The organism is Almyronema sp., assembly GCF_052168255.1.
Lineage (GTDB): Bacteria > Cyanobacteriota > Cyanobacteriia > Phormidesmidales > Phormidesmidaceae > Sphaerothrix > Sphaerothrix epifaneia.
On record NZ_JBQLZL010000023.1, the window covers coordinates 68,284 to 88,762 of the forward strand.

20 protein-coding genes are annotated in these 20,479 nt (G+C 48.2%); 11 read left to right on the forward strand and 9 right to left on the reverse strand.

The annotated features are described in order from the left end of the window. Nucleotides 1-206: 206 nt before the first annotated feature. The gene (locus ACTS3T_RS04100) at nucleotides 207-908 is read right to left on the reverse strand and encodes a Crp/Fnr family transcriptional regulator (protein WP_377964354.1); all 702 of its coding nucleotides are present in this window, start codon (nucleotides 906-908) and stop codon (nucleotides 207-209) included. Nucleotides 909-1,256: 348 nt separating this feature from the next. Between ACTS3T_RS04100 and ACTS3T_RS04105 the strand changes: the two genes are divergently transcribed. After that, nucleotides 1,257-2,189: a hypothetical protein gene (locus ACTS3T_RS04105; protein WP_377964356.1), complete on the forward strand. Its 933-nt coding sequence runs from the start codon at nucleotides 1,257-1,259 to the stop codon at nucleotides 2,187-2,189. Between the two features lie 196 nt (nucleotides 2,190-2,385). On the opposite strand, the gene fabI is transcribed toward ACTS3T_RS04105, so the two are convergent. Next, complete coding sequence (fabI, locus tag ACTS3T_RS04110; protein ID WP_377964358.1) at nucleotides 2,386-3,162, reverse strand: enoyl-ACP reductase FabI; 777 nt, start codon at nucleotides 3,160-3,162, stop codon at nucleotides 2,386-2,388. Between the two features lie 370 nt (nucleotides 3,163-3,532). On the opposite strand from fabI, the gene ntcA reads away from it, so the two are divergent. The 4 genes from ntcA to ACTS3T_RS04130 all read left to right on the forward strand — a co-directional run bounded on the left by ntcA (nucleotide 3,533) and on the right by ACTS3T_RS04130 (nucleotide 7,157). Next, nucleotides 3,533-4,204, forward strand: a complete 672-nt coding sequence (ntcA, locus tag ACTS3T_RS04115; protein ID WP_377964458.1) for a global nitrogen regulator NtcA — start codon at nucleotides 3,533-3,535, stop codon at nucleotides 4,202-4,204. 48 nt (nucleotides 4,205-4,252) lie between these two features. After that, nucleotides 4,253-5,704, forward strand: coding sequence for a DUF3084 domain-containing protein (locus ACTS3T_RS04120; protein WP_377964360.1), 1,452 nt, complete (start codon nucleotides 4,253-4,255; stop codon nucleotides 5,702-5,704). Nucleotides 5,705-6,049: 345 nt separating this feature from the next. Beyond that, nucleotides 6,050-6,445 carry a PadR family transcriptional regulator gene (locus ACTS3T_RS04125; protein WP_377964362.1) on the forward strand — a complete coding sequence of 132 codons (396 nt, stop codon included), beginning with the start codon at nucleotides 6,050-6,052 and terminating at the stop codon, nucleotides 6,443-6,445. Nucleotides 6,446-6,611: 166 nt separating this feature from the next. After that, on the forward strand, nucleotides 6,612-7,157 hold the full coding sequence (locus ACTS3T_RS04130) for a cofactor assembly of complex C subunit B (protein WP_462934805.1): 546 nt from the start codon (nucleotides 6,612-6,614) through the stop codon (nucleotides 7,155-7,157). 284 nt (nucleotides 7,158-7,441) lie between these two features. Here the strand turns inward: ACTS3T_RS04130 and ACTS3T_RS04135 are convergent, their stop codons facing one another. Then, on the reverse strand, nucleotides 7,442-7,759 hold the full coding sequence (locus ACTS3T_RS04135; RefSeq protein WP_377964460.1) for a DUF3155 domain-containing protein: 318 nt from the start codon (nucleotides 7,757-7,759) through the stop codon (nucleotides 7,442-7,444). Between the two features lie 247 nt (nucleotides 7,760-8,006). Here ACTS3T_RS04135 and ACTS3T_RS04140 point away from each other — a divergent pair, with 247 nt between their 5' ends. Then, nucleotides 8,007-9,467: a GAF domain-containing sensor histidine kinase gene (locus tag ACTS3T_RS04140; protein ID WP_462934806.1), complete on the forward strand. Its 1,461-nt coding sequence runs from the start codon at nucleotides 8,007-8,009 to the stop codon at nucleotides 9,465-9,467. Here the strand turns inward: ACTS3T_RS04140 and ACTS3T_RS04145 are convergent. Beyond that, on the reverse strand, nucleotides 9,464-10,942 hold the full coding sequence (locus ACTS3T_RS04145) for a hypothetical protein (RefSeq protein WP_377964368.1): 1,479 nt from the start codon (nucleotides 10,940-10,942) through the stop codon (nucleotides 9,464-9,466). The two genes, ACTS3T_RS04140 and ACTS3T_RS04145, sit on opposite strands and share 4 nt — an antisense overlap. Nucleotides 10,943-11,241: 299 nt before the next feature. Then, the gene (locus tag ACTS3T_RS04150; RefSeq protein WP_377964370.1) at nucleotides 11,242-11,643 is read right to left on the reverse strand and encodes an AbrB family transcriptional regulator; all 402 of its coding nucleotides are present in this window, start codon (nucleotides 11,641-11,643) and stop codon (nucleotides 11,242-11,244) included. 204 nt (nucleotides 11,644-11,847) lie between these two features. On the opposite strand from ACTS3T_RS04150, the gene ACTS3T_RS04155 reads away from it, so the two are divergent. From ACTS3T_RS04155 to sppA, 5 genes are all read left to right on the forward strand, one after another. After that, nucleotides 11,848-12,291 carry an Rrf2 family transcriptional regulator gene (locus ACTS3T_RS04155; protein WP_377964372.1) on the forward strand — a complete coding sequence of 148 codons (444 nt, stop codon included), beginning with the start codon at nucleotides 11,848-11,850 and terminating at the stop codon, nucleotides 12,289-12,291. Between the two features lie 48 nt (nucleotides 12,292-12,339). Beyond that, a complete protein-coding gene (gene cbiB / locus ACTS3T_RS04160; RefSeq protein ID WP_377964374.1) occupies nucleotides 12,340-13,317 on the forward strand; it encodes an adenosylcobinamide-phosphate synthase CbiB in 978 nt (325 codons plus the stop codon). Nucleotides 13,318-13,325: 8 nt separating this feature from the next. Continuing rightward, the gene (gene pyrR, locus ACTS3T_RS04165; RefSeq protein ID WP_377964376.1) at nucleotides 13,326-13,862 is read left to right on the forward strand and encodes a bifunctional pyr operon transcriptional regulator/uracil phosphoribosyltransferase PyrR; all 537 of its coding nucleotides are present in this window, start codon (nucleotides 13,326-13,328) and stop codon (nucleotides 13,860-13,862) included. Nucleotides 13,863-13,962: 100 nt separating this feature from the next. Then, complete coding sequence (gene fni, locus ACTS3T_RS04170) at nucleotides 13,963-15,018, forward strand: type 2 isopentenyl-diphosphate Delta-isomerase (RefSeq protein ID WP_377964378.1); 1,056 nt, start codon at nucleotides 13,963-13,965, stop codon at nucleotides 15,016-15,018. Between the two features lie 41 nt (nucleotides 15,019-15,059). Continuing rightward, nucleotides 15,060-16,868: a signal peptide peptidase SppA gene (gene sppA, locus ACTS3T_RS04175; protein WP_377964380.1), complete on the forward strand. Its 1,809-nt coding sequence runs from the start codon at nucleotides 15,060-15,062 to the stop codon at nucleotides 16,866-16,868. 28 nt (nucleotides 16,869-16,896) lie between these two features. On the opposite strand, the gene pip is transcribed toward sppA, so the two are convergent. The 4 genes from pip to ACTS3T_RS04195 form a co-directional block, all read right to left on the reverse strand. Beyond that, a complete protein-coding gene (gene pip, locus ACTS3T_RS04180; RefSeq protein WP_377964462.1) occupies nucleotides 16,897-17,844 on the reverse strand; it encodes a prolyl aminopeptidase in 948 nt (315 codons plus the stop codon). Between the two features lie 322 nt (nucleotides 17,845-18,166). After that, nucleotides 18,167-18,718: a pilus assembly FimT family protein gene (locus tag ACTS3T_RS04185; protein WP_377964382.1), complete on the reverse strand. Its 552-nt coding sequence runs from the start codon at nucleotides 18,716-18,718 to the stop codon at nucleotides 18,167-18,169. Nucleotides 18,719-18,751: 33 nt separating this feature from the next. Then, a complete protein-coding gene (locus tag ACTS3T_RS04190) occupies nucleotides 18,752-19,702 on the reverse strand; it encodes a prepilin-type N-terminal cleavage/methylation domain-containing protein (RefSeq protein WP_377964384.1) in 951 nt (316 codons plus the stop codon). A gap of 41 nt (nucleotides 19,703-19,743) precedes the next feature. Further along, a complete protein-coding gene (locus tag ACTS3T_RS04195; protein ID WP_377964386.1) occupies nucleotides 19,744-20,475 on the reverse strand; it encodes a type II secretion system protein in 732 nt (243 codons plus the stop codon). Nucleotides 20,476-20,479 lie beyond the last annotated feature (4 nt).

Genomic DNA, 20,479 nt, shown 5'->3' on the forward strand with positions numbered 1-20,479 from the left:
GCTAAATCAGCCGCCCACACTCTGCCCTGATCAGCATAGTCCTAGTTTGGCATTAGACAAACGCTAGAAGCAGAAAAGCGCGGCAATTTTTCAGAAACCGAACTTTCCGCAGCCATTTCCCCTAAAGTGAGAAAGCTCTAGCAATCAAGATTGTGCCAGAGCTTTCAAGATACGCCGTTTCCGCAATCAGGGAGCAAAGCGGCTGACTAGGCCCGCTGTTGATGAACCGCCTCAGTGGGCATACAAATCAGGTTGTCACCATAGTGCTGAATCAGATTACGCTGTCGCAGCTTACCCATCAAGCGCGTCACCGTCACGCGAGTAGACCCAATTGCACTGCCAATCTGCGCATGGGTCAAAGTCCAGGGTAAATAATAACCCTGCTCACAAGGTTCACCGTACTCTTCAATCAGTAGGGTTAAAAAGCCCAGCAAGCGATCAATCGTGCGCCGCTGGCCTAAAGTGCTGAGCCAAAGCAGCTTACGCTGATGCTGATGGCGAAAAGCATCGAGCACTTCCCGGCGAAAGTGAGGCCAATTGTCTAAATCATGCCAGTACAGCCAAATAACAGCCGTCTGATCAATATGAGCAAAGCTTTGCAAGTTGAAAGGAGATTGAGCCACAATTTCAAAGGGCTGGCCAGCCCCAACAAATCCCAAAAAAGCCTCCTCTGCAGCCACTAAGGGAATACGGGAGGTGCTGTGTTTTTGCTTAAGACTAGCGCTAATTTGAGAATTGCCCACTAATCGAATTGCTCCCCGATGGACAAGATAAAGCAATCCTGCTCGCGCAGGCACCTTTTCATCACGATTAAAAATTCGATAGCGATAATGCTCTTGTGCCCAGTCTAAAATTCGTTGCCAGGTTAGAAAGGGGCGAGCGTTGTCGGTTTGAGAAGATGAATACATGGCTCACAACAGGGTTGAGAAATCAATAGAGTTCACAAATAGATCAGCAGCCTGGATCAGCGCAAAAAGCATAGTTAAACAGAAGATTCAACGTTCGACTTTCGATTAAAAATGCGATCGCTCGAACTATGCCCTCCCCATGCTGCTAGCCAACAACCGCTACTAGCTAATCACTTCTTACAATGCTGTTTTAGAATTCAGACTTTAGAGTTTACAAGCTTTTTGCTAAAGCCTAAGACGGGAACTAGCGATTGGCCATCTACTTTTGTTTCAGCATTTCGAACACACAAACTAGCCTGATCAACCTTACGACCAATGTTCAAAGTGAAATAGTGATTGAAAGCATTTATGCCGTACCTCTCACTTCAATGGATGTTGAAAGTGCATCTGTATCAAGCCTTGTATGATAGCACTTGCTCAATTCAAGTTCCTCAATCTCAAGTAACTAATTGCCCAAGTTTAAGCTTCTCACTTGCTCACAATGATATCCAAAGTCTTCCAATCTCGAAAACAAAAAACTCATTTCAAGTTAGCTATCAATCTCCCATCGCTCTAAAGCTCAAAAAAACTTGCCAGCAGCCTGTTCAATCGATTACTCAAAATCTCATCAATCGGCTAGCAACCCTCCCACCAGTTTCGATACCTGAGATTTCTAATCATCAGTCTCCTTTGACCGCTTTCATCAATTCTATCTGGCTTGATGTCGAAATTGGGATAGCTGTCAATGGTTGGCTAAGATTTACCTTCCCGGAAAAAAGCTTAAGCCTATGGTGTACTCATTTTTGGGATACAAGTAAAAGCGATAGATTAGAACAGAGGGCAGATCACTTATCAGTGGGCGATTTTCAGTATATTCCCCGATTTGATGCCTCCCAGCTTACTGCAGAAGCCCGCTTCAGGCTTCAGTATAATTACGCGCGATGCTGTTTGTTAATCAACCGCCTACAGCAAGTCTACAAAGGTTCTTTCTCAGATTTGGCGGCGATCGCCCAGCAAGCAGCCTCGTCCCAATTCACACATCATCAAGCCGAACAAAATCTTTTACACGCGGTCATTGAGTTGGCAGATAGCTGTTTTTCAGCACCGCTCAAATTCAAGCAACCACCCCTAGCCCAGCTTTTGCAACTCAGCCATCAAACAGAGCAGTTCTGCCGCCGCTATGCAGACTTTCAAACAGAAGATCTGGCCCTGGCCTATCTCAAGCTCCTCATGACGATTCGCTGCCTGCTTAAACATTGCCTGGTGGTTGAATTCCAGATAGAAGCATCGCCACACCTATAGGTTGCTCCCCAGGCGATAAGAAAAATTAACCCTTCACACTCGGCTTTGGGGATGACAACACTAGCGCCTTCGCCTATACTCTTAGTTGTGTGTGAGGAGCGAACCAGTCAGGGCACCGAGACGAAACACGGCCAGTCGTCGGTGCCCTTTCTGCTGAAAACTTTCTCAAAAAGGCTTTAGGGTCAAACTCAGCTATCTACATCCCCATAATTTCATAGCCTGAGTCTACATAAATAATCTGGCCTGTAATGCCGCTAGACAGCTCGCTACAGAGAAAGGCCGCTGTGTTACCCACTTCGAGCTGCGTTACAGTGCGTCTTAGGGGTGCCACCGCTTCAACATGGTGAATCATATCTAAAATGCCACCTACCGCTGAGGAGGCTAACGTTCGGATAGGCCCTGCCGAAATGCCGTTGACGCGAATGTTGTCAGGCCCCAATTCAGAAGCCAAATAACGAACGTTCATTTCCAGAGCAGCTTTGGCGATTCCCATGACGTTGTAGTTCGGCACCACGCGTACCCCCCCTAAGTAGGTCAGCGTGACAATGCTACCGCCTTCTGTCATCAGGGGTTTAGCGTAATGCGCCAGTTGCACAAGCGAATAAGCGCTGATTTCTAGAGCTGTGCGAAAGCCTTCGCGAGAAGTCGCGCTAAAATCACCCGTCAAATCATCGCGATTGGCAAAAGCTAAACAGTGAACCAGCACATCTAGACGTCCCCAGTTTTCTTTGATAGCGTCAAAGGTTGCCTGAATCTGCTCATCATCTTGGACGTTGCAAGGCAGAAATAGCGAAGGTTGTAAAGGAGCTGTCAGTTCTGCCACTTTCTTTTCCATCTTGCCCCGCTCATCGGGTAAGTAGGTGACACCCAAGTTAGCCCCAGCACTGGATAATTGTTGAGCAATTCCCCAAGCAATTGAGCGGTTGTTGGCAATTCCGGTTACCAACGCGTTCTTGGCGGTTAAGTTAATCATGGTCCCCCTTGTCTAACAGGCACTATGGAGAATACTCAAAAATGGGGACGTCTGAATAGATGCTGAAGGCTTCAGCGAGCCAGTCATCTTAACGAAAAAGCGCAGGGATTGAAGCGCCTTGAGAACCGAGCAACCGCCACTATAGGTTCGTATTTTGCCGGGATAAAACAGCCCAAAGGATAGATTCAAAGTTTTTTTGAGCAATAAAGTATTTCTTTATACAAAACTCAGTCTATTAGTTAAGCTTAAGTGGTCTAAAGTCAACATCTTCTAGCATCTGTAAGATTTAATGAGTTAGATATACTGTTGTCTTTAAAGCACGAACAAACAGTTTCTGACGGCAAGTTGCTGCTCCTGGTTACTTATGGGTATGGTTGTGACGCAAGATAAGCCACTGGCTAGCGTATTTCGTCAGCTTTCTGGAGGCGCTTTTCCGCCCGTTGTTGAAACCTATGAAAGGGGCAAGACCATCTTTTTCCCAGGAGATCCGGCGGAAAGGGTTTATTTTTTGCTCAAAGGAGCGGTGAAGCTTTCTCGAGTCTATGAAGCTGGCGAGGAAATTACCGTTGCTCTGCTACGAGAAAATAGCGTCTTTGGGGTCTTGTCGCTGATTACAGGCAATCGTTCCGATCGCTTTTACCATGCTGTTGCTTTTACCCCAGTAGAGCTGTTGTCAGTTCCTATTGAGCAGGTTGAACAAGCATTAGAGGAAAATCCCGAATTGACCATGTATATGATGCGTGGGCTTTCTTCACGGATTTTGCAGACTGAAATGATGATCGAAACGTTGGCTCACCGCGATATGGGATCGCGCTTGGTGAGCTTTTTACTCATTCTCTGCCGTGACTTTGGCATTCCTAGTACGGAAGGCATTACGGTTGACCTTAAGCTATCTCATCAAGCGATCGCCGAAGCAATTGGCTCAACCCGCGTTACTGTTACCCGGTTGCTGGGAGATTTGCGGCAAGAAGGCTTGATTTCCATTCACAAAAAGAAAATTACCGTTCATAACCCAGTAAATCTCAGTCAGCAGTTCACCTAATCGCAGAAACATGCAGTAGGCTGGAGTCTGAACTGCATCCTCTAGCCCATGACCACGGGGTATGTCCTGATTTTGGCGATCTTAGTCCTCGGTGGCGTTATTGCCACGGTTGGCGATCGCATTGGTATGCGAGTTGGCAAGGCTAGGCTCACTTTATTTAACCTACGACCTCGCCAGACGGCGACTGTTATTAGCATTTTGACGGGAGGAGTCGTCTCAGGCACGACACTGGCTTTGCTGTTTGCCGTTAGCGACCAGTTGAGAACAGGCGTTTTCGAGCTAGAAACGCTCCAGGCAGATCTTAAGCAGGCTCGCCAGGATCTGCAGGCAACGCAGTCGGCTAAAACTGGCGTTGAAGACGAACTAGCAACGGCTATTAGAGATCAAATTAGAGCGAGACAGCGCCTTCGCAACATCAATGAATCTCTGCAGACAGCGGTTGAACGTCAAGCCATGACGCAATCTCAGCTCAACCAAACTCAAAAGCAGTTGCAGTCAGTCTCCCAGCAAGCGCAAAGGTTGCGTTCAGAAATTAGCAGCTTACAGTCAGAGCGGAAAGATCTCTTAGCTCGACAGGCTGCTGTCCGCGCTCAAATTGCAGAACGCGATCAAGAAATTGCGCAGCGCGATCAGGCACTCGCCCAGCGCAATCAGGAAATTGTCCAGCGCGATCAAGAAATTGCGCAACGCGATCAAGCGATCGCTCAGCGCGAAACTCGTCTGCAAAAGCTACAGGATCAGCAAGCTTATCTAGAACAGCAAATTGAACAGCTAGATCGAGAATTTTTAGGACTGCGTCAGGGCAGTGTGGCCATTGGCCGCAATGAGCCTTTGGTGGCTCGATTAGTGCAAGTGCAGGAATCGGTTCAAGCTACTGCCATTGTCAGGCGGCTCCTGCAGGAAGCGAACTGGGTAGCCCTGCAAAACATTGACCCCAGCACCGAAGAACCAAACCAGCAAATTATTCGCATTACCAACGCCGATGTAGAACAACTGACTAATCGCATCAGCGATGGGCAGGAGTATATTGTCCGCTTTCTGTCAGCAGCTAATTATGTGGTTGGCGAACCTTGCGTCATTCAACGAGAAGAGCCTTGCATTGAAGTTTTTGCCAATGCCACCCTTAATCGCCGCATTTACGAACAGGGGGAACAACTGGCTGAGGCAACGCTCGAAACAGCCAATCCGTCTGATCAAGAACTGATTTCTAGGCTGCAATTACTGATTGCAGCAACCCAGTTTAGGGGCAGTCAAGATGGGGTAATTGATAATCGGGTTCAAATTGCCGAAGGCCGCTCAGATGCAGTCCTACAGTTTTTGAAACAAGTTCAAACGGTAGATGGCTCTGTTGTCATGCGGGCGATCGCAGCAGAGCCAATCTTCAGCATTGGCCCTATTCGCATGGAACTCGTTGCCACCCAGCAAGACCAAATTCTATTTAGCACCATTGTGCCTACTGCTGCCCCACCCTCTGCTCCCGAAGATGCAGCAACGGAATAAAGCCTTTTGCCAGCCGAAAGTTTAATAAACTCTAAAAAAATTTGCAGAGAGTAACTATATATCCCCCTTTGTGAGCTAAGCGAACGCTCAGTGATTAAAATTGACAGATACGACCTAGGGCAATTGAGTCGTCAATAGTCAAAATCAGCAGCATTGGAGAACGCTGCTCTGCGAAAATTTTCTTTAATCAGTATATTTGCGCAGAGCAAAGCACCCTGCGGTTTTTCAGCACTGTGTTTAGCGATTGACAGTTGGCTCAATACATCCCGCTACGGCCTCGCTGTGGCTGATATTGCAGCCATTGCCTAACCAGTCTGTGTTGAACAGTAAGCTTGGAGCAGTCCAATGAAGTTTGAGGATATCTATCAGTTCTTTGAGGATCCGCCGCCAGTCTATCTTAATAAAGAACTTGCGGTCTGCTATGTTCTGGCAGTGCTGATTCACCAAGATTCCTATGGCACGGAACTGATTCAGCTGCTGATGCATGAGTATCCTCACTATCGACTTTCGGACACCGTCCTTTACAGCGCCCTCAAGTTTTTAGAAGATCAAAATGCCATTACGGGTTACTGGAAAAAAGTAGAAGGTCGAGGGCGGCCTCGGCGGATGTATCGGCTTAGTCCTGATTGGCAGTTACAAGCCCGTAATTTAGCCGATCTCTGGCATCACTATATGAGCGATCGCAGCACACACGAGTTTTCTCACACCGGAGAGGCTTTAGCGCGATCGCAGCAACGGTAGGTTTTAAGCCAAAATTGCTGATTGAAATGCACCATCTTTGCTTACCCTAGAAAGGGTAAGCAAATTGCTTTTAAAGGGCCTTGCCAGCAATAGGCTATTTGACCTCAACACAGGTCTTTCTGCACGGGTATACAGCCAAGTGTGGTTAGAGTTCAAAAAATCACCCATGACGACCGCTATACTATCTTCCACCTTCTTTTTAACGCTACTCCTTGCAGTCGGCTTGTTCTTTTTCATTCGGGCTTCAGCCAAAGATAGAACAGAAACCCTTACTTTCTTCTCGAAATCTGCTGAAGCCGACCTGCTTGAACAACTTCAGCAGTACTTCGCTAGCCGTGCTTATCAAGTAAGCCAGATTGAGCCAGAAGCCAGCCAAATCACGCTATCGGGCTTTGTTCGTCCCAGCCGATTTTTGGCCATATTTCTTTCTGGCTTAGCCGCAATAGGCATTCTCTGCTTTAACCTGATTTTTTCTTTTCTGTTTCCTCAGCAAGCCTTCTTTTCGCTGGGTCTGTTGCTCCTAGCTCCCCTTGCTGGCGTTTTTTACTGGCGTCGAGCAGGCCGCCGAGAACAAATCGCTTTCAAGGTACAACCGACGCCCCCGCTAACCAACGATTTCCTTAGCCAATTGACGATTCGCGCCCATCGCGACGAGCTAATTCAACTACGACAAAAAGTTCCCCTCACAGAAAAGGAGATAGAGCCAAGCTAGCCCTATCTCTCTGGGTAATTTAATGCTGCATCGGCAACCAGAGAACCAAAGTTTTCTGATGCTAATTCAGACTCTATCTGCGCAACTTATAGTTGAGCTTCTAGATCGCAAAGATTGTCTTAACAAAAAAGCTGACGGTTGGCACAACTCCAAAGCTGTCTTAAAGTTTGCTGAAGAGAACCCAACCTTAAGCGCTGCCTTAGTGCAGTCTGCTAACAACTAGCAAAAAAGTTTGCAGTTTGCTCCTGAGCTGGTAGCTAAGACGATCGAAAGCGAACTAAAGTCTAGTGCCCAACAGTGCTCAAACTCATCACTTCGTCTTCGTCTTCCTCAACCCGGAGGCTGGGGAATAGGAAATGATTTTCTTCTACATACTGGGCACCGAATAAACCTTTTTCTGCCCAGAAATACCGATCTGTAGTGTGCTCGTTCCGCTTTACTAAAAGTAAAGCCGGAGGAGCAATGCCCTCAGAGTGAATGAAATTACGAGCCGCCGTGACTGGCTTTTCGCTCCCACTCTCGATACTATACTGAGGTACGCTCTCTAGAATCCGACGTCCTTCCAAACGACGACGACTCTTGCGCTTGCGTCTCCTTGCCAAATCGCCTACCTCCTCTGTGATCGCCAACAAGGTGTAGTGTTAGTTACAAAACTAATCAACCCTGCAAAGTATATCGGCTTCACTCTAGAATTTCAACTTCTCTTAAAATTGCTAATACATGCTTTCAAAAACCTTCTATGCCTTACTCAGAGAAGCTTTAGAGCAATTATAAAGAGAAACCGATTTTGTTAAAACCTTGACAAAAATTTAACTTTTTATTAATTCCTTCAAAAGAAAGTCGCTTCGGATGTTGATGCCCGTTAGCTCAGAGTTTGTTGAGCTTTGCCAATCACAAATTGTTTTACTGACTCAGACGTTAGGCGCAGCTTCTGCTGTGGTTTACCTAACAGAACGTTATGCCGATCAGCCAGAAGCTGAGCTGATTCCGATTGTGGCTTATCCAGAGTCTGCGGCTGTTTGGCAGCAAGTCGTTGAAAATGCGCTGCCTGATCAAGCTATCGAATCGCCAGCCAGCCAGAGCTGGATCAGCCGTCAGCAAACCGGGACGGAAGCCGCACAGTTCGAGAGTGATGAATTCACCAATCAAGTTTCGACGGCGTTAACTGCGCCTTCTCCGCCGATAGCACAGACCTCACAGGTGAGTGAAAAGCGCTTGGTTTTACCGCTAATTCATGAAGAAGTGGTAATGGGCCTTTTGGTGACAGCGCGTAGCGATCGCCCTTGGACAACCCAGGAACGGTCACAGCTTGACCAGGTAACCCGAACGCTAGCGATCGCTCGCTTTCTCGATCAGCAAAATCAGTGGCTCAGGCAAACGCTCCAGCAAAGACATTTAAAACAGCATCAGCAGTCGGATGTTTTTCATAACCTGCTGCATCAATTTCGCAATCCGCTGACGGCTTTGAAAACCTTTGGCAAACTGTTGGCTAAGCGCTTTCAACCCGAAGACAATAGCTACAGTTTGATTTCTGGAATTATTCGCGAAAGCGATCGCTTGCAAGAACTTTTGCAACAGTTCGATGCCACGGTAGCCTACGGCGATCGCCAGTGGCAAACAGATACAGACGTCTTAGCCCTATCTTCAGGAATAGACGAGAAGACAGCCCCTCAAAATCGACCGCTGGTTGAGAGTGCTACCAGCGCTGAGCGAACTTTACCGCTACTGCCTAGCTCTGGACTAGGAACCGATTTAACCCTGGCTCATTGCTCTTTCAAAGCAGTTCTCAAACCGCTATTAATTTCGGCAGCTGCCCAAGCTCAAGAGCGTCAGATTTTGCTCCAGTCAGCCATCGATACAGACCTGCCGACGGTTTCAGGAGATGCCCAAGCGCTACAAGAAGTCTTTAGCAATCTGATTGATAATGCCCTCAAATACGCGCCGGCAGGAAGCTGGATTTATATTCAAACCGGGCTATTTCAGGTAAAACCTCAAATCCGCTATCAGGGAGTTATGATTGCCGACAGCGGCCCAGGCATTCCGGCGGCTGATCAGCCGCATGTCTTTGAGCGGCACTATCGCGGTAGGCAATCCACTGGGCCGATTGCTGGCACTGGCCTAGGTCTGGCGATCGCTCAAGATTTAATCACTCAAATGCAAGGCAAAATTGAGGTGGTTAGCCCCGTTGAGCAAACGCCTTGGATGTCGGAAGAGGCTTTACACTGGCTCAACCAGCACGCCCAAAATTCTGTTTTCGGCCCCGGTACCGCTTTTATTGTTTGGCTGCCCGAAGCCCTTGAGTCGCCTTAACTGTCTGAGGAAATGTCTTGCTTGTTACCTGTCGCCCGGACATTAACCACCCGGTTGAGTAAGTCATACCAAAAGCTCGACCCCATCGAAATTGCCAACCCAGTAATCAGCCAGCCCAGAAAACGCCTCGGAATCGGAAAAGCCCATTCGGCCTCGGCTTGAGCTTGCAAATCTAACACTTGAGGCGATCGCCCAATGGGTAGCGGAAACTGGTCTAAAGAATTGTCCACCGCTTCGGTCACCAGGTTTAGCTCTTGCTGCAAATCTTGCAAATCCTGATTGGCTAACTGACTCACAGCCGCCGAAATGCTGTCGCGGATGGTCTGATCCGTGGTTAGGCGACTGGCAATATGCAAGCTATCTGCATTCAATACAACCGCGATCGCAATCCCAATTAGAATAGCTACTCCTTTAGCATTGCGTTTATAGACGCCTGCGGCTCTTGTCATAGAGCGATCAAACCAGGCTTCTACCTCTTTTTGAAACCGTTGCAGTTCTTCATCTGCTTGTTGTACTTTTAACTGAGCTTGTTCCGCCAAAGTCAGCAAACTATCTTTCAATCTAGGCGGAACCTGCTGGGGTTTAATACGACTGATCAACTCCCGAATCAGTCCGTCCTCTTGAGCTGCCAAAGCAGAGACTTCCTGATAAATAGAACTTTTGGCATCCAAAATAAGCACCAAGTCTCTTAGGGTTGGCTGAATTTTGCGCAGTAGCAAAGCCAGCTCATCAGCACTATTCACTAAGTTGCGCCTTAAAAAAGTTAAGCGTTTTAGGAACGTCTGGCTGAGGTGGTTCTCAGGCGGTAATGACTGCTGCGCAATTTCAATAAAGCTGTCTATCTTATTGAGCAGTAGACTGACTGCTTGAGTCAAATTAATTCGACGAGCCTGAAAATCCTGAGTAATTTGCTGTAAAGACTGCTCTAGCTGTCTTATTTCAGGATCCAGCAGATACTCATTAGCCGTGCTAATACGTAAATCATTTAAAATTTGATTGACTGGTAATCGAATACGCTCTTCAACTAGATTTCCTAATCTCGACTCCGTTAGCAGTCGCTGAAGGTCAATCAAATGCAAATTTTCTAACAGCGTCGCCGCAAAAGCTTCTGAGGGAATATAAGAAGGGCCACTCGTTTGAGTGCCAAAAACGTTTCGGGTGCGAGTCACCGTTCGATAAATTTGACCGATAAAATGCAAAAATTGCCTTAATAGACGGGCTAATCGTCCTCTCGCTTCGTGGTTTAAACTGCGAATAACCGGGCTGTTGTATAGCTGGTTAGCCAGTTCTTGAGCCGCTGCTCTACTTTCAGCGCTGTCTCCCGCCAACAACTGCTCAATTGAATATTTAAGATGCTCTGCCCGCCATTGCAAAATAGCACTAATAATTTCTTGGATTTCGCTAGCCAAGAGGCTCAGAATTAAATAGGTAAAAATCAGCCCCAGAGCCAAGTCTAGGATTAAAGGAAGACTCATAGTGCGTTTAGTTTAATTGAGCGGCTTAGATTTTTTTGGCGTTATCGCTGAGCATTCGGTAATATAGGCCAAACTCTTCCTGGTAAGTCTGTACCTTAACTAAACTTATCGGCTAATTTCACAGCGCTCTGCCTCGGCAGCAGCAAAATTGATAGTCAAGCAGTAGCCACTTAGCTTTATAACCAGAGTCAACTAAAGACCCGTTAAAGCGGCGCTGACCCTTAGGTAAGCAAAAAAATGGGTCTTAGAGAAACCCAAAACTGCATGTCTCTAAGACCTAGTCAACCAATAGCTAGAGATTAATCATCCATATCTATCTCTTCGCCATCTTCAGTAATTTGCTTGAGCCGAATATGCTTACGGCCCAAAGAAATTTCAAATTCATCTCCAGGCTTTAGCCCCATTTGCTTGGTATAGGCAGAACCAATCAGAAGATTACCATTAGACTGTACCGTAATGCGATAGCTGGCGCTACGACCACCTCTGCCATTGCCGCTTTGAGTGCTATCTAGTTGAATACCCTCAGCATCAATCAGGGCATTCAAAAATTTCATCATATTGACTCGCTCTACGCCGTTTTTTGTGACGGTATAGTAGCCACAAGCCTTTGCCTTCTCTTCTTTAGACAGATGCTCCAAGTCTTTTACTTTTTTAAGGAGCGCTTTGCCCGTAAGGGCATCTGCATTTACTTCACTAGCCATCAACCTAAGTCTCTATATCCTACAGGACGTGAAAATCACTAAGCAGAGTCAATAGGGTCTATAACTCTACACAGTTTCAACTTTAATATTGCCATGAAAAATGATACTACAATGAAATAGTTTTTTGCATTTAATCGAAAGATACTAATGGCAAGATCGTGAATTTATGACGCCAGAAAACCAACTAAAACGACGGATAACGAAATGAAGCTGACGACCCGTGGCCATTATAGTGTTAAAGCTCTATTAGATTTGAGTCTGCAAGCACGGAATAAACCTGTTTCTGTAAACGTTATTGCAGAACGGCAAAGTCTGTCTGCTCCCTATTTAGAAAAATTGTTAATCGCCCTTCGCAAAGCTGGAGTCGTCAGGTCAGTAAGAGGTTCTCAAGGGGGCTATCTATTAGCACTGTCCCCCGATCAAATCTCTTTGGGTCAAATATTAGAGGCCGTTGGTGAGACGGTTGAACCGCTACCTCACCAGCCGCTTGCAGATCATCAGGTAGAAGATTGGGTAACTCTAACGCTCTGGAAGCGATTACATGAAAAGCTCAAAGAGGCACTTTATCAGATTTCATTAGAAGATCTTTACTACGATGCTCGCAGTTGGCAAGCTGCTCAAGGAGAAAATATTAGCTTTATTGTTTAGGCGGCGAAGGAGAAGCTAATTGTAAAAAATCTTTGCTATTAGAGTGCGATGACCCTGGAGATTGAGGCGGCGATGATAACGCTTATCTTGGCTGGCCTAGTTGATGCTTTGATTGGCGATCCGTGGGAGTGGCCGCATCCGGTTAAAGTGATGGGTCACGTTATCACAACCTATAGTCAGTGGAGCTTACAGAAGCACGATGCCGCTTGGAAACAGAGGCTTTCTGGTATAGTTTTGGCCTTGTTGGTCATTGTTGGTAGTAGCACAATTGCAGGCGGCTTAGTTTGTTTGAGTCTGCAAATAAGCTGGCTGTTGGGGGTTGGATTGGCAGTCATTTTGCTGGCAAGCTGTTTTGCCCAGCGCAGTCTCGGTGAGGCGGCCAAAGACGTCTTGCGACCTTTGCAACAGGGTGATTTGGCGGTAGCGCGATCGCAATTAGCTCGGTATGTGGGACGCGATACCGCCGATCTTGACCAAGCCGAAATCTTGCGAGCCGTCTTAGAAACTGTCAGTGAAAATGCCACTGATGGGGTAATGGCACCGCTCTTTTATGCGCTTGTTGGCGCGTTGATTTCTCCGGTCTGTAGCGTGGCTTTTGCTTTCGCCTACAAGGCTGCTAGCACCTTAGACTCAATGGTGGGCTATCGAGAACCCCCCTATCGGGATCTAGGCTGGTTTAGCGCCCGCTTAGAAGATGGCTTGACCTGGCTTCCCTGCCGACTAACAGTAGCCACAATTGCGCTACAGTCAGGACGGCCACTTCGCGTTTGGCGGTTGTGCCGTCAAGATGCGATCGCTGACCCCAGCCCTAACTCAGGTTGGAGCGAATGCGCCTATGCCGCTACTTTGAGGGTTCAACTTGGCGGCGTAAATCGCTATCGTGGGGTTACGAAAGTGAAGCCGCTCTTGGGCAGCCCTGACAGAGACATTACGCCCGCTGTGGTTGCAGAAGCGCTGAAGCTGACTCGCCATAGTTTTTGGCTATGGCTGAGTCTCGGTCTTGTTGCCCTGCTGTCGCTCAGGTGACTTAATTTATGCCTGCTGATACCGTTGAGATTTTATCTGCCGAAGAAATCCGCCGGACAGTCAATCGACTGGCGTCAGAAATTGTGGAAAAAACGGGCGATTTAGAAAAGCTAATTTTAGTTGGCATCTATACGCGGGGGGTGCCTTTAGCACAAACCCTAGCGCAACAAATTGAGCGATTAGAGCAAACACCTATTACAGTTGGGGCACTGGATATCACGTTTTATCGAGATGATCTCGATAAAATTAGCACTCGCACCCCGGCCAAAACCAAATTGCCAAAAGACTTAGCCGGACGCACAGTGGTACTGGTAGATGATGTTATCTTTAGCGGACGCACTATTCGAGCTGCCCTCAATGCCGTGAGTGACTATGGTCGCCCAGATCTGGTGCGATTAGCCGTTTTGATCGATCGCGGCCATCGGCAACTTCCGATTCATCCTGATTTTATTGGCAAGCAGCTACCCACCGCTAGCGAAGAAGTTGTCAAAGTCTACCTACAAACTACGGATCAAAGAGATGCGGTAGAGCTACTCAAGCGTTAAAGCATGGAGATTGTTAAAGGGGGCGTTAGGGCGGGTCGAGCCTGTGGGAGACTACAGGTTACCAGCTTTAAATCCCATTTATTTAAACCTTGATTCATTCATGACCGTAACGCCTTTTTCCCTTGCTTCTAGCGAAACTCAGGTGCGTAAAGCCGATCATCTACGCATTTGTATTGACGAAGACGTGCAGTTTCGCCAAATTAGCAACGGCCTCGATCGCTATCGTTTTGTCCACTGTTGCTTACCCGAAATCAATCGCGATGAGATTGACCTATCGACTCATTTTTTAGGCAAGTCCTTGGCCGCCCCCTTGCTGATTTCTTCGATGACCGGAGGCACCGAGCAGGCTCATTTGATCAATACCCGTTTAGCCGCGATCGCCCAGCGCTGTGGTTTAGCGATGGGTGTCGGTTCCCAGCGAGTAGCAATTGAAAATCCGGCACTAAAATCGACTTTTTCAGTCCGCGCGATCGCCCCTGATATTTTGCTGCTAGCAAACTTAGGTGCCGTTCAACTCAACTACAACTATGGTCTAGAGCAATGTGAACGGATTGTAGACTGGCTCGAAGCAGACGCCCTCATTTTGCATCTCAACCCCCTACAAGAGTGCATTCAATCGCAGGGTGATACCAATTTTCGAGGGCTGCTAGCCAAAATTGAACAGCTTTGTCAACGGCTCACGGTACCCGTCATTGCCAAGGAAGTCGGCAACGGCATCTCTGCGGCCAACGCCCAAGGTCTGATCAACGCCGGGGTCGCCGCCATTGATGTAGCTGGAGCCGGAGGCACTTCTTGGGCCAAAGTCGAGGGACAGCGTGCCCAAGATGGCAAACAACGTCGTCTCGGACAAACCTTTGCAGACTGGGGATTGCCCACGGCTGAGTGCATTCTAGCGGTGCGCTCCGTTGCCCCCAAACTGCCTCTCATTGCTTCGGGTGGTCTGCGAAACGGTCTAGAAGTCGCCAAGGCGATCGCCCTAGGAGCAGATTTAGCGGGCTTGGCTTGGCCCTTTCTCAAAGCTGCCGACGAATCAGAAACTGCCTTAGACGAGCTGACAGAAGTTCTCATCGCTGAGATCACCACTACTCTGTTTTGCACAGGTTCGGCCAATCTGCAAGAACTACGAGACGCTCACCAACTGCAGCGAGTACCATAGAAAAAACATCCTGCCGACGCCTCACGAGTTCAACTGCAATCATGCGAGACTTCATAAAATACACAGCAGCTAGTGCTGTAGGTGCGTTCTTGAGTTTAGTGACGCTAATGATCCTGCTTGGGTTTGGGGCAGTTGGGCTTTTAACCTTCGTCATTGCGACCGCCTCACGAGATACTGAACCCCAAATTGAAGACAAGTCTTTGTTGGTTTTTGACCTCTCAGTAGACATTACCAACTCAATTCCACCCGGTGGCCCAGAAGTTGTTATAGAAGAGGCTCTTTATGGAGACTTAGGTCAGGCTGTCTCGCTCAAAACGGTTTTAGAAGCAATTGATCAAGCCGCCAACGACGATCGCATTGTGGGTTTGCTGCTACAAGGTAATACGTTTGAAGGACTCTCAACTTTACGAGAAGTCAGAGAAGGGCTAGTCAAGTTTAAAGCGACAGGCAAGCCCATTATTGCCTACGAAATGGGGTGGGCTGAGCGCGACTATTACCTCATTTCTGTAGCCGATACTATCATTTTGAATCCTTCCGGCATTTTAGAACTTAATGGCTTCAGCGCGGAAACCCAGTTTTTAGCAGGTGCCTTACAAAAATATGGAGTCGGTGTTCAGGTTTTGCGCGCAGGTCGCTACAAGTCTGCGGTAGAGCCATTTACTCGCACAGAAAGCAGCCCGGAAGAGCGTGAGCAAACTCAAGCCCTCTTAAGCGACCTATGGCAAGACTTTCTCACAACAGCAGCACAGGAGCGCGACCTAACGCCCCAGCGTTTGCAGCAGATTGCCGATGCTGGTGGCTTGCTGATGGCAGATGAAGCCCTACAAGCGGGTTTAGTAGACGAAGTGGCTTATTTCGACGAAGTTTTGTCAGACCTAGGGGAACTGACAGAGTCAGAGGCGGACACATTTGAAGATTTTCCCCAAGTTGACTTAGTAGACTATGGTCTGAGGGCTGAGTTTGCCAGTGACAACAGCTCAGATAACACCATTGCTGTTGTCTATGCCGAAGGCGAAATCGTCGGCGGCGAGTCAGCACCGGGGCTAGTTGGGTCTGATACGCTCACTCGGCTATTGCGAGAACTCCGTCAAGACGATGATGTCAAAGCCATTGTGCTGCGAATTAACAGTCCGGGGGGCGGTGCCGCCGCTTCTGAGCTGATTACACGCGAAGTAGAGCTTGCCAGCGAAACCAAGCCCTTGATGGTTTCAATGGGCGATTTTGCCGCATCTGGCGGCTATATGATGGCGGCTCCTGGCGATACTATCTTTGCTACCCCAACCACCATCACCGGATCGATTGGCGTATTTGGCCTATTGCTCAATCTTAAAGAAATTGCCAACGAAAATGGAATTACCTGGGATGTTGTTAAAACAGCTCAGTTTGCCGATATTGGTACTATTGCTCGTCCTCAATCGCCGCAAGAACTTGCCTTACAGCAAGACATTGTCGATACGCTTTATAACCGCTTCTTAGGCATTGTCTCTGAGTCGCGGGATATGACGACAGCCGAAGTTGATCAGGTCGCTCAGGGGCGGGTTTGGTCAGGTGTAGATGCAGCCGAGGTGGGTCTTGTCGATGAAATTGGGGGGTTAAGCGATGCGATCGCCGCAGCGGCAAGGGCAGCCGACCTTGAAGAATGGCAGGTTGAAGAATATCCTCAGCCGCGAACTTTAGAAGAACAAATTTTTGAAAGTTTGTTTGGCCAGATTATTTCGCGCCTACCGGGTGCCCAAGACCCGCTGACGCAAGAAATCTATGCTTTTCGCGATCGCCTAAGAACGCTGGGCTTGCTCGACGATCCAAACGGTTTGTATACGCGTATTCCGTTTACCACAACGATTAAGTAGCAAACTCAGCACGACCCCTATCAGGCGATCAAAGCGTAGCAAAGCGATCGCTGGCTTCTATCAGAGCGTGAACAATCCCTGGTTCCGTCGCTGCATGTCCGGCATCAGCAACCACAACAAATTCAGCTTCTGGCCAAGCACAGTGCAACTCCCAGGCAGACACCATCGGGCAAACGACATCATACCGTCCTTGCACAATCACCGCAGGAATGTGGCGAATGCGATCGATGTTTTGCAAAAGCTGGTCGTCCGTCGTAAAAAAGCCGTGGTTGACAAAGTAATGACACTCAATCCGAGCAAACGCTGTCGCAAAATCGGGCTGATCAAATCGTTCTACTAGCTGGGCATCGGGCAAAAGCTTACTGGTACTGGCTTCCCAAACCGCCCATGCCCTAGCAGCTTGCTGGCAAATAGCTGGGTTTGAACTGGTAAGCCGCTGATAATAAGCGCTCAACAAATCTCCCCGCTCTGCTACCGGAATGGGGGCGAGGTATCGTTCCCACGCCTCCGGAAAAAGATAGCTAGCACCCGACTGATAAAACCAGCGAAGCTCTTTGGGTCGCAGCATGAAAATGCCGCGCAAAATCAAACCCACACACCGCTCAGGGTGAGTTTGACTGTAGGCTAAAGCCAACGTGCTGCCCCAACTACCGCCAAAAACGACCCATTGCTCAATGCCCAGGTGCGATCGCAAAGTTTCAATGTCTGCAACCAAATGCCAGGTAGTATTTTCTTCTAGCTCAGCGTGAGGCGTACTGCGGCCACAGCCGCGCTGGTCGAACAACACAATCCGCCACTGCTGCGGATCAAAAAACTGGCGGTAGAGGGGCTGGCTGCCGCCGCCTGGGCCGCCATGCAAAAAGACAACAGGCTTTCCCTGAGGGTTTCCGACTTCTTCAAAATAAAGACTGTGACGCTGAGAAACAACAAGTTTATCTTGGCGGAAAGGCTCAATGGGAGGGTAGAGCGATCGCATAAAACTAGCTCTCATCCATCAACTTTGCCATTTTCACAGCATCAACACTGGCCCGCAAGCAACAAGTCGGATATTGCTCTAGGCTAGCGACTTTACCACAATCCACTTTCCTGTCTGGGGATCACGGTAGGTAATAAATGGATTGGCCTTGAGCGGCTTCTGAGAAATCCTCGGCATGGCAATCAACTTCAAATGCTTACCCCATAATTTAAAGGGTTTATGAAGCAGCTAACGTGACTGCCTTCGCGCTCCTGAGTGATTTTTTAGCATCAACAAAGTGATCTCACTCACCTCAGGCTGTTAGCCAACGGTTCCTTTTAATTTAATCCACAGCCAGGCCAGGATCATCACACTCATCGCCACTACCTGTCTTTAGCGTACCAAGCAAGTTGGCAATAATTACACACTGCTTTGCGGCGGCTGCGCGAGGAGACACTTCGATTTTGAAGGGAATTTGATCAGAATCCGGTAAACCTTCATAGTCAAAGCTAACAGCAGTACTCGCCTCCCAGGCACCACTCACACTGGCAAAGCCAGTCAAATCCACATAATCAGGTCTGACGCTGTCTCTGGCTAAGATTTCTACTGTACCGACACTAGCGGCTGAACCCACCTGCAGGGAAGGCAAAGCGTCATCAAGAATGGTAATTACTCGAGTCTCTCGGTTTTGTCTGGCATCGGCCTGAGCTTGTCTGAGAACCTCTAGCAAGTCACTGCGCACTGTACTCATACGCTGGCGATCCGCAAAGGCCAACCAGCCAGGAGCCGCAATGCCCATCAAAATACCAACCATCAAAACGACAAGCAGCACTTCAATCAGTGTAAAGCCCGCTGTTGTCTCATCTGGGATCGGTTTAGCTTTTTGGCTGCGCATCAGAAATAGCCTCAATCACATCACAACAGAAGCTTACAACTCTTCGCCACGAACACCCCGTAAAAGCACCCTCGACTGGAGTGTAGGAAGTCTACTAGCGTCACTCAGAGCATTAATCAACCCGTCTTGCCTAGCCGTTGCATTACCCCGTAAAAAAACAACCAGGTCTTGGTTAGAAGTTAGCTCTTGACCGATGGTATTAACCGCACCTGTCGTCGCCTCTCGCACACAAACATAAAAGCTTTTACCGTCGGCAGGGGTAGAGGGCGATCGCGTATACAAATCGGCATCAGGACAATCAGCTTCAGTAATGTCATCTGGACTAGGAACGTCTACAGAATCTACCAGCACTTGCTTAATTCCGTCAGTCGTACCATTGGCTTCCCAAGTGGCAAAATCGTTACCCGAACTCAGGGGATCAGCATAGCCCGGTGTACTGTTACTAGCCAGTGAGGCTGCTATGCGCGTGTACTTAGGCAGTGTGTAACGAACAATTCGCGTTTCGCCGTTCCAAATCGAATCTTCATCATTTTCTTCTTGCAGATAAACCACCAAGGTCAGAGACGCCTGCCGCAACCTTAACAAATCACACTCGTCTGAAGTACAGCTATCTATGGCATCTAAGTCATCCTGGTCAAGCGGATCAGGTCGCCAAAAAGCCAATATAGGGGTTTCTTCGGATAAATCAATATCGTCTAGTTCGCCTACTACATCAGTAGGGGTAGAGTAAACATAAATAGCCTCCTCTACATCACTACTAATGTAATCAATCGCCCGATTCATATCGGTGCTCACTTGATTCAAGACAAACTCGCGGCGATCGAGCTGTAGCATCTCAACCACCAGATACAGCAATCCCGAAATAATAATGCCGACAATAATAATTGAAATCAGCAGCTCTAGTAGCGTAAACCCATCCTTGCTAGAGCGGCGTAGGCTCACAAGCCATCGAAAAAGCCAAAGCTGAGAGGGCAAGGTAGACATAGCTGTAAATCAAATAGATAAGCTGTGTGAGGGTCAATCTTTTAGTTGCAGTTGTACGTGGTTGAAGGAGTAGAGTTAGTTAAATATTCAATGTAGTTACACAGTGAATTGCTTTCCTCACCTCGCACAATCGAAGTGTAAAGGCTAGCCAGAGGTAAGCGATCGCGCTCTCCCTGGCTACCCGTTACCCCCAAACGGGCGGTTGCAGTAGAGTCAGTATTGAGGCCATCGACGTTTTCAGCAGCATCATAGTCATAGACCCGTACCCCCATAGTGAAGGCGGTCGAAGCACTGACATCATTGGCAATTCGAAAGACTTGAGCGGCGTAATCTGGTGTCCCGTCTCCGTCATAATCCACTTCTTTGGTTTTTGTATAAGAAGGGTCAGCATAGTAATCTGCCAGGGATTCAACCTCGTCAGTCGGTACAGGTACCTGAGCAGCCGTTGAGTAGCTGATGGCACCTGTAGCCAAGACAAACGGCGCTGAAGCATCCAGTTGCGCCAGGGAGTAATCACCTCGTTCAATTAGCGTTCTCACTTGGTCAATTTCGCTTTGAGCAATCTCTAAAGCTTGAGCAGCCTTTTGGCTTTGAACGCGGGAGGCGACAGAAATCACCAAAGCTGGTGTCACTGCGCCAACCGTCAGGCCAATGATAATGATGGCAACCAAGCACTCAATCAGCGTTAGACCTTCCTCAGCGCTAGAGCGCTGAAGAGGAAACCGCACCCGACGACGGAGAACAAATTTTTCAATCAACCCTGAGCGCAACATGCTG

Coding starts and splice junctions, on each gene's coding strand:
- ntcA (WP_377964458.1), top strand. CDS start 3,533: ATGGTTGTGACGCAAGATAAGCCACTGGCTAGCGTATTTCGTCAGCTT.
- ACTS3T_RS04185 (WP_377964382.1), bottom strand. CDS start 18,718: ATGCGCAGCCAAAAAGCTAAACCGATCCCAGATGAGACAACAGCGGGC.
- ACTS3T_RS04140 (WP_462934806.1), top strand. CDS start 8,007: ATGTTGATGCCCGTTAGCTCAGAGTTTGTTGAGCTTTGCCAATCACAA.
- ACTS3T_RS04105 (WP_377964356.1), top strand. CDS start 1,257: ATGCCGTACCTCTCACTTCAATGGATGTTGAAAGTGCATCTGTATCAA.
- pip (WP_377964462.1), bottom strand. CDS start 17,844: ATGCGATCGCTCTACCCTCCCATTGAGCCTTTCCGCCAAGATAAACTT.
- ACTS3T_RS04155 (WP_377964372.1), top strand. CDS start 11,848: ATGAAGCTGACGACCCGTGGCCATTATAGTGTTAAAGCTCTATTAGAT.
- fni (WP_377964378.1), top strand. CDS start 13,963: ATGACCGTAACGCCTTTTTCCCTTGCTTCTAGCGAAACTCAGGTGCGT.
- ACTS3T_RS04190 (WP_377964384.1), bottom strand. CDS start 19,702: ATGTCTACCTTGCCCTCTCAGCTTTGGCTTTTTCGATGGCTTGTGAGC.
- ACTS3T_RS04125 (WP_377964362.1), top strand. CDS start 6,050: ATGAAGTTTGAGGATATCTATCAGTTCTTTGAGGATCCGCCGCCAGTC.
- cbiB (WP_377964374.1), top strand. CDS start 12,340: ATGACCCTGGAGATTGAGGCGGCGATGATAACGCTTATCTTGGCTGGC.
- ACTS3T_RS04195 (WP_377964386.1), bottom strand. CDS start 20,475: ATGTTGCGCTCAGGGTTGATTGAAAAATTTGTTCTCCGTCGTCGGGTG.
- ACTS3T_RS04145 (WP_377964368.1), bottom strand. CDS start 10,942: ATGAGTCTTCCTTTAATCCTAGACTTGGCTCTGGGGCTGATTTTTACC.
- pyrR (WP_377964376.1), top strand. CDS start 13,326: ATGCCTGCTGATACCGTTGAGATTTTATCTGCCGAAGAAATCCGCCGG.
- ACTS3T_RS04100 (WP_377964354.1), bottom strand. CDS start 908: ATGTATTCATCTTCTCAAACCGACAACGCTCGCCCCTTTCTAACCTGG.
- ACTS3T_RS04150 (WP_377964370.1), bottom strand. CDS start 11,643: ATGGCTAGTGAAGTAAATGCAGATGCCCTTACGGGCAAAGCGCTCCTT.
- ACTS3T_RS04120 (WP_377964360.1), top strand. CDS start 4,253: ATGACCACGGGGTATGTCCTGATTTTGGCGATCTTAGTCCTCGGTGGC.
- ACTS3T_RS04130 (WP_462934805.1), top strand. CDS start 6,612: ATGACGACCGCTATACTATCTTCCACCTTCTTTTTAACGCTACTCCTT.
- sppA (WP_377964380.1), top strand. CDS start 15,060: ATGCGAGACTTCATAAAATACACAGCAGCTAGTGCTGTAGGTGCGTTC.
- fabI (WP_377964358.1), bottom strand. CDS start 3,162: ATGATTAACTTAACCGCCAAGAACGCGTTGGTAACCGGAATTGCCAAC.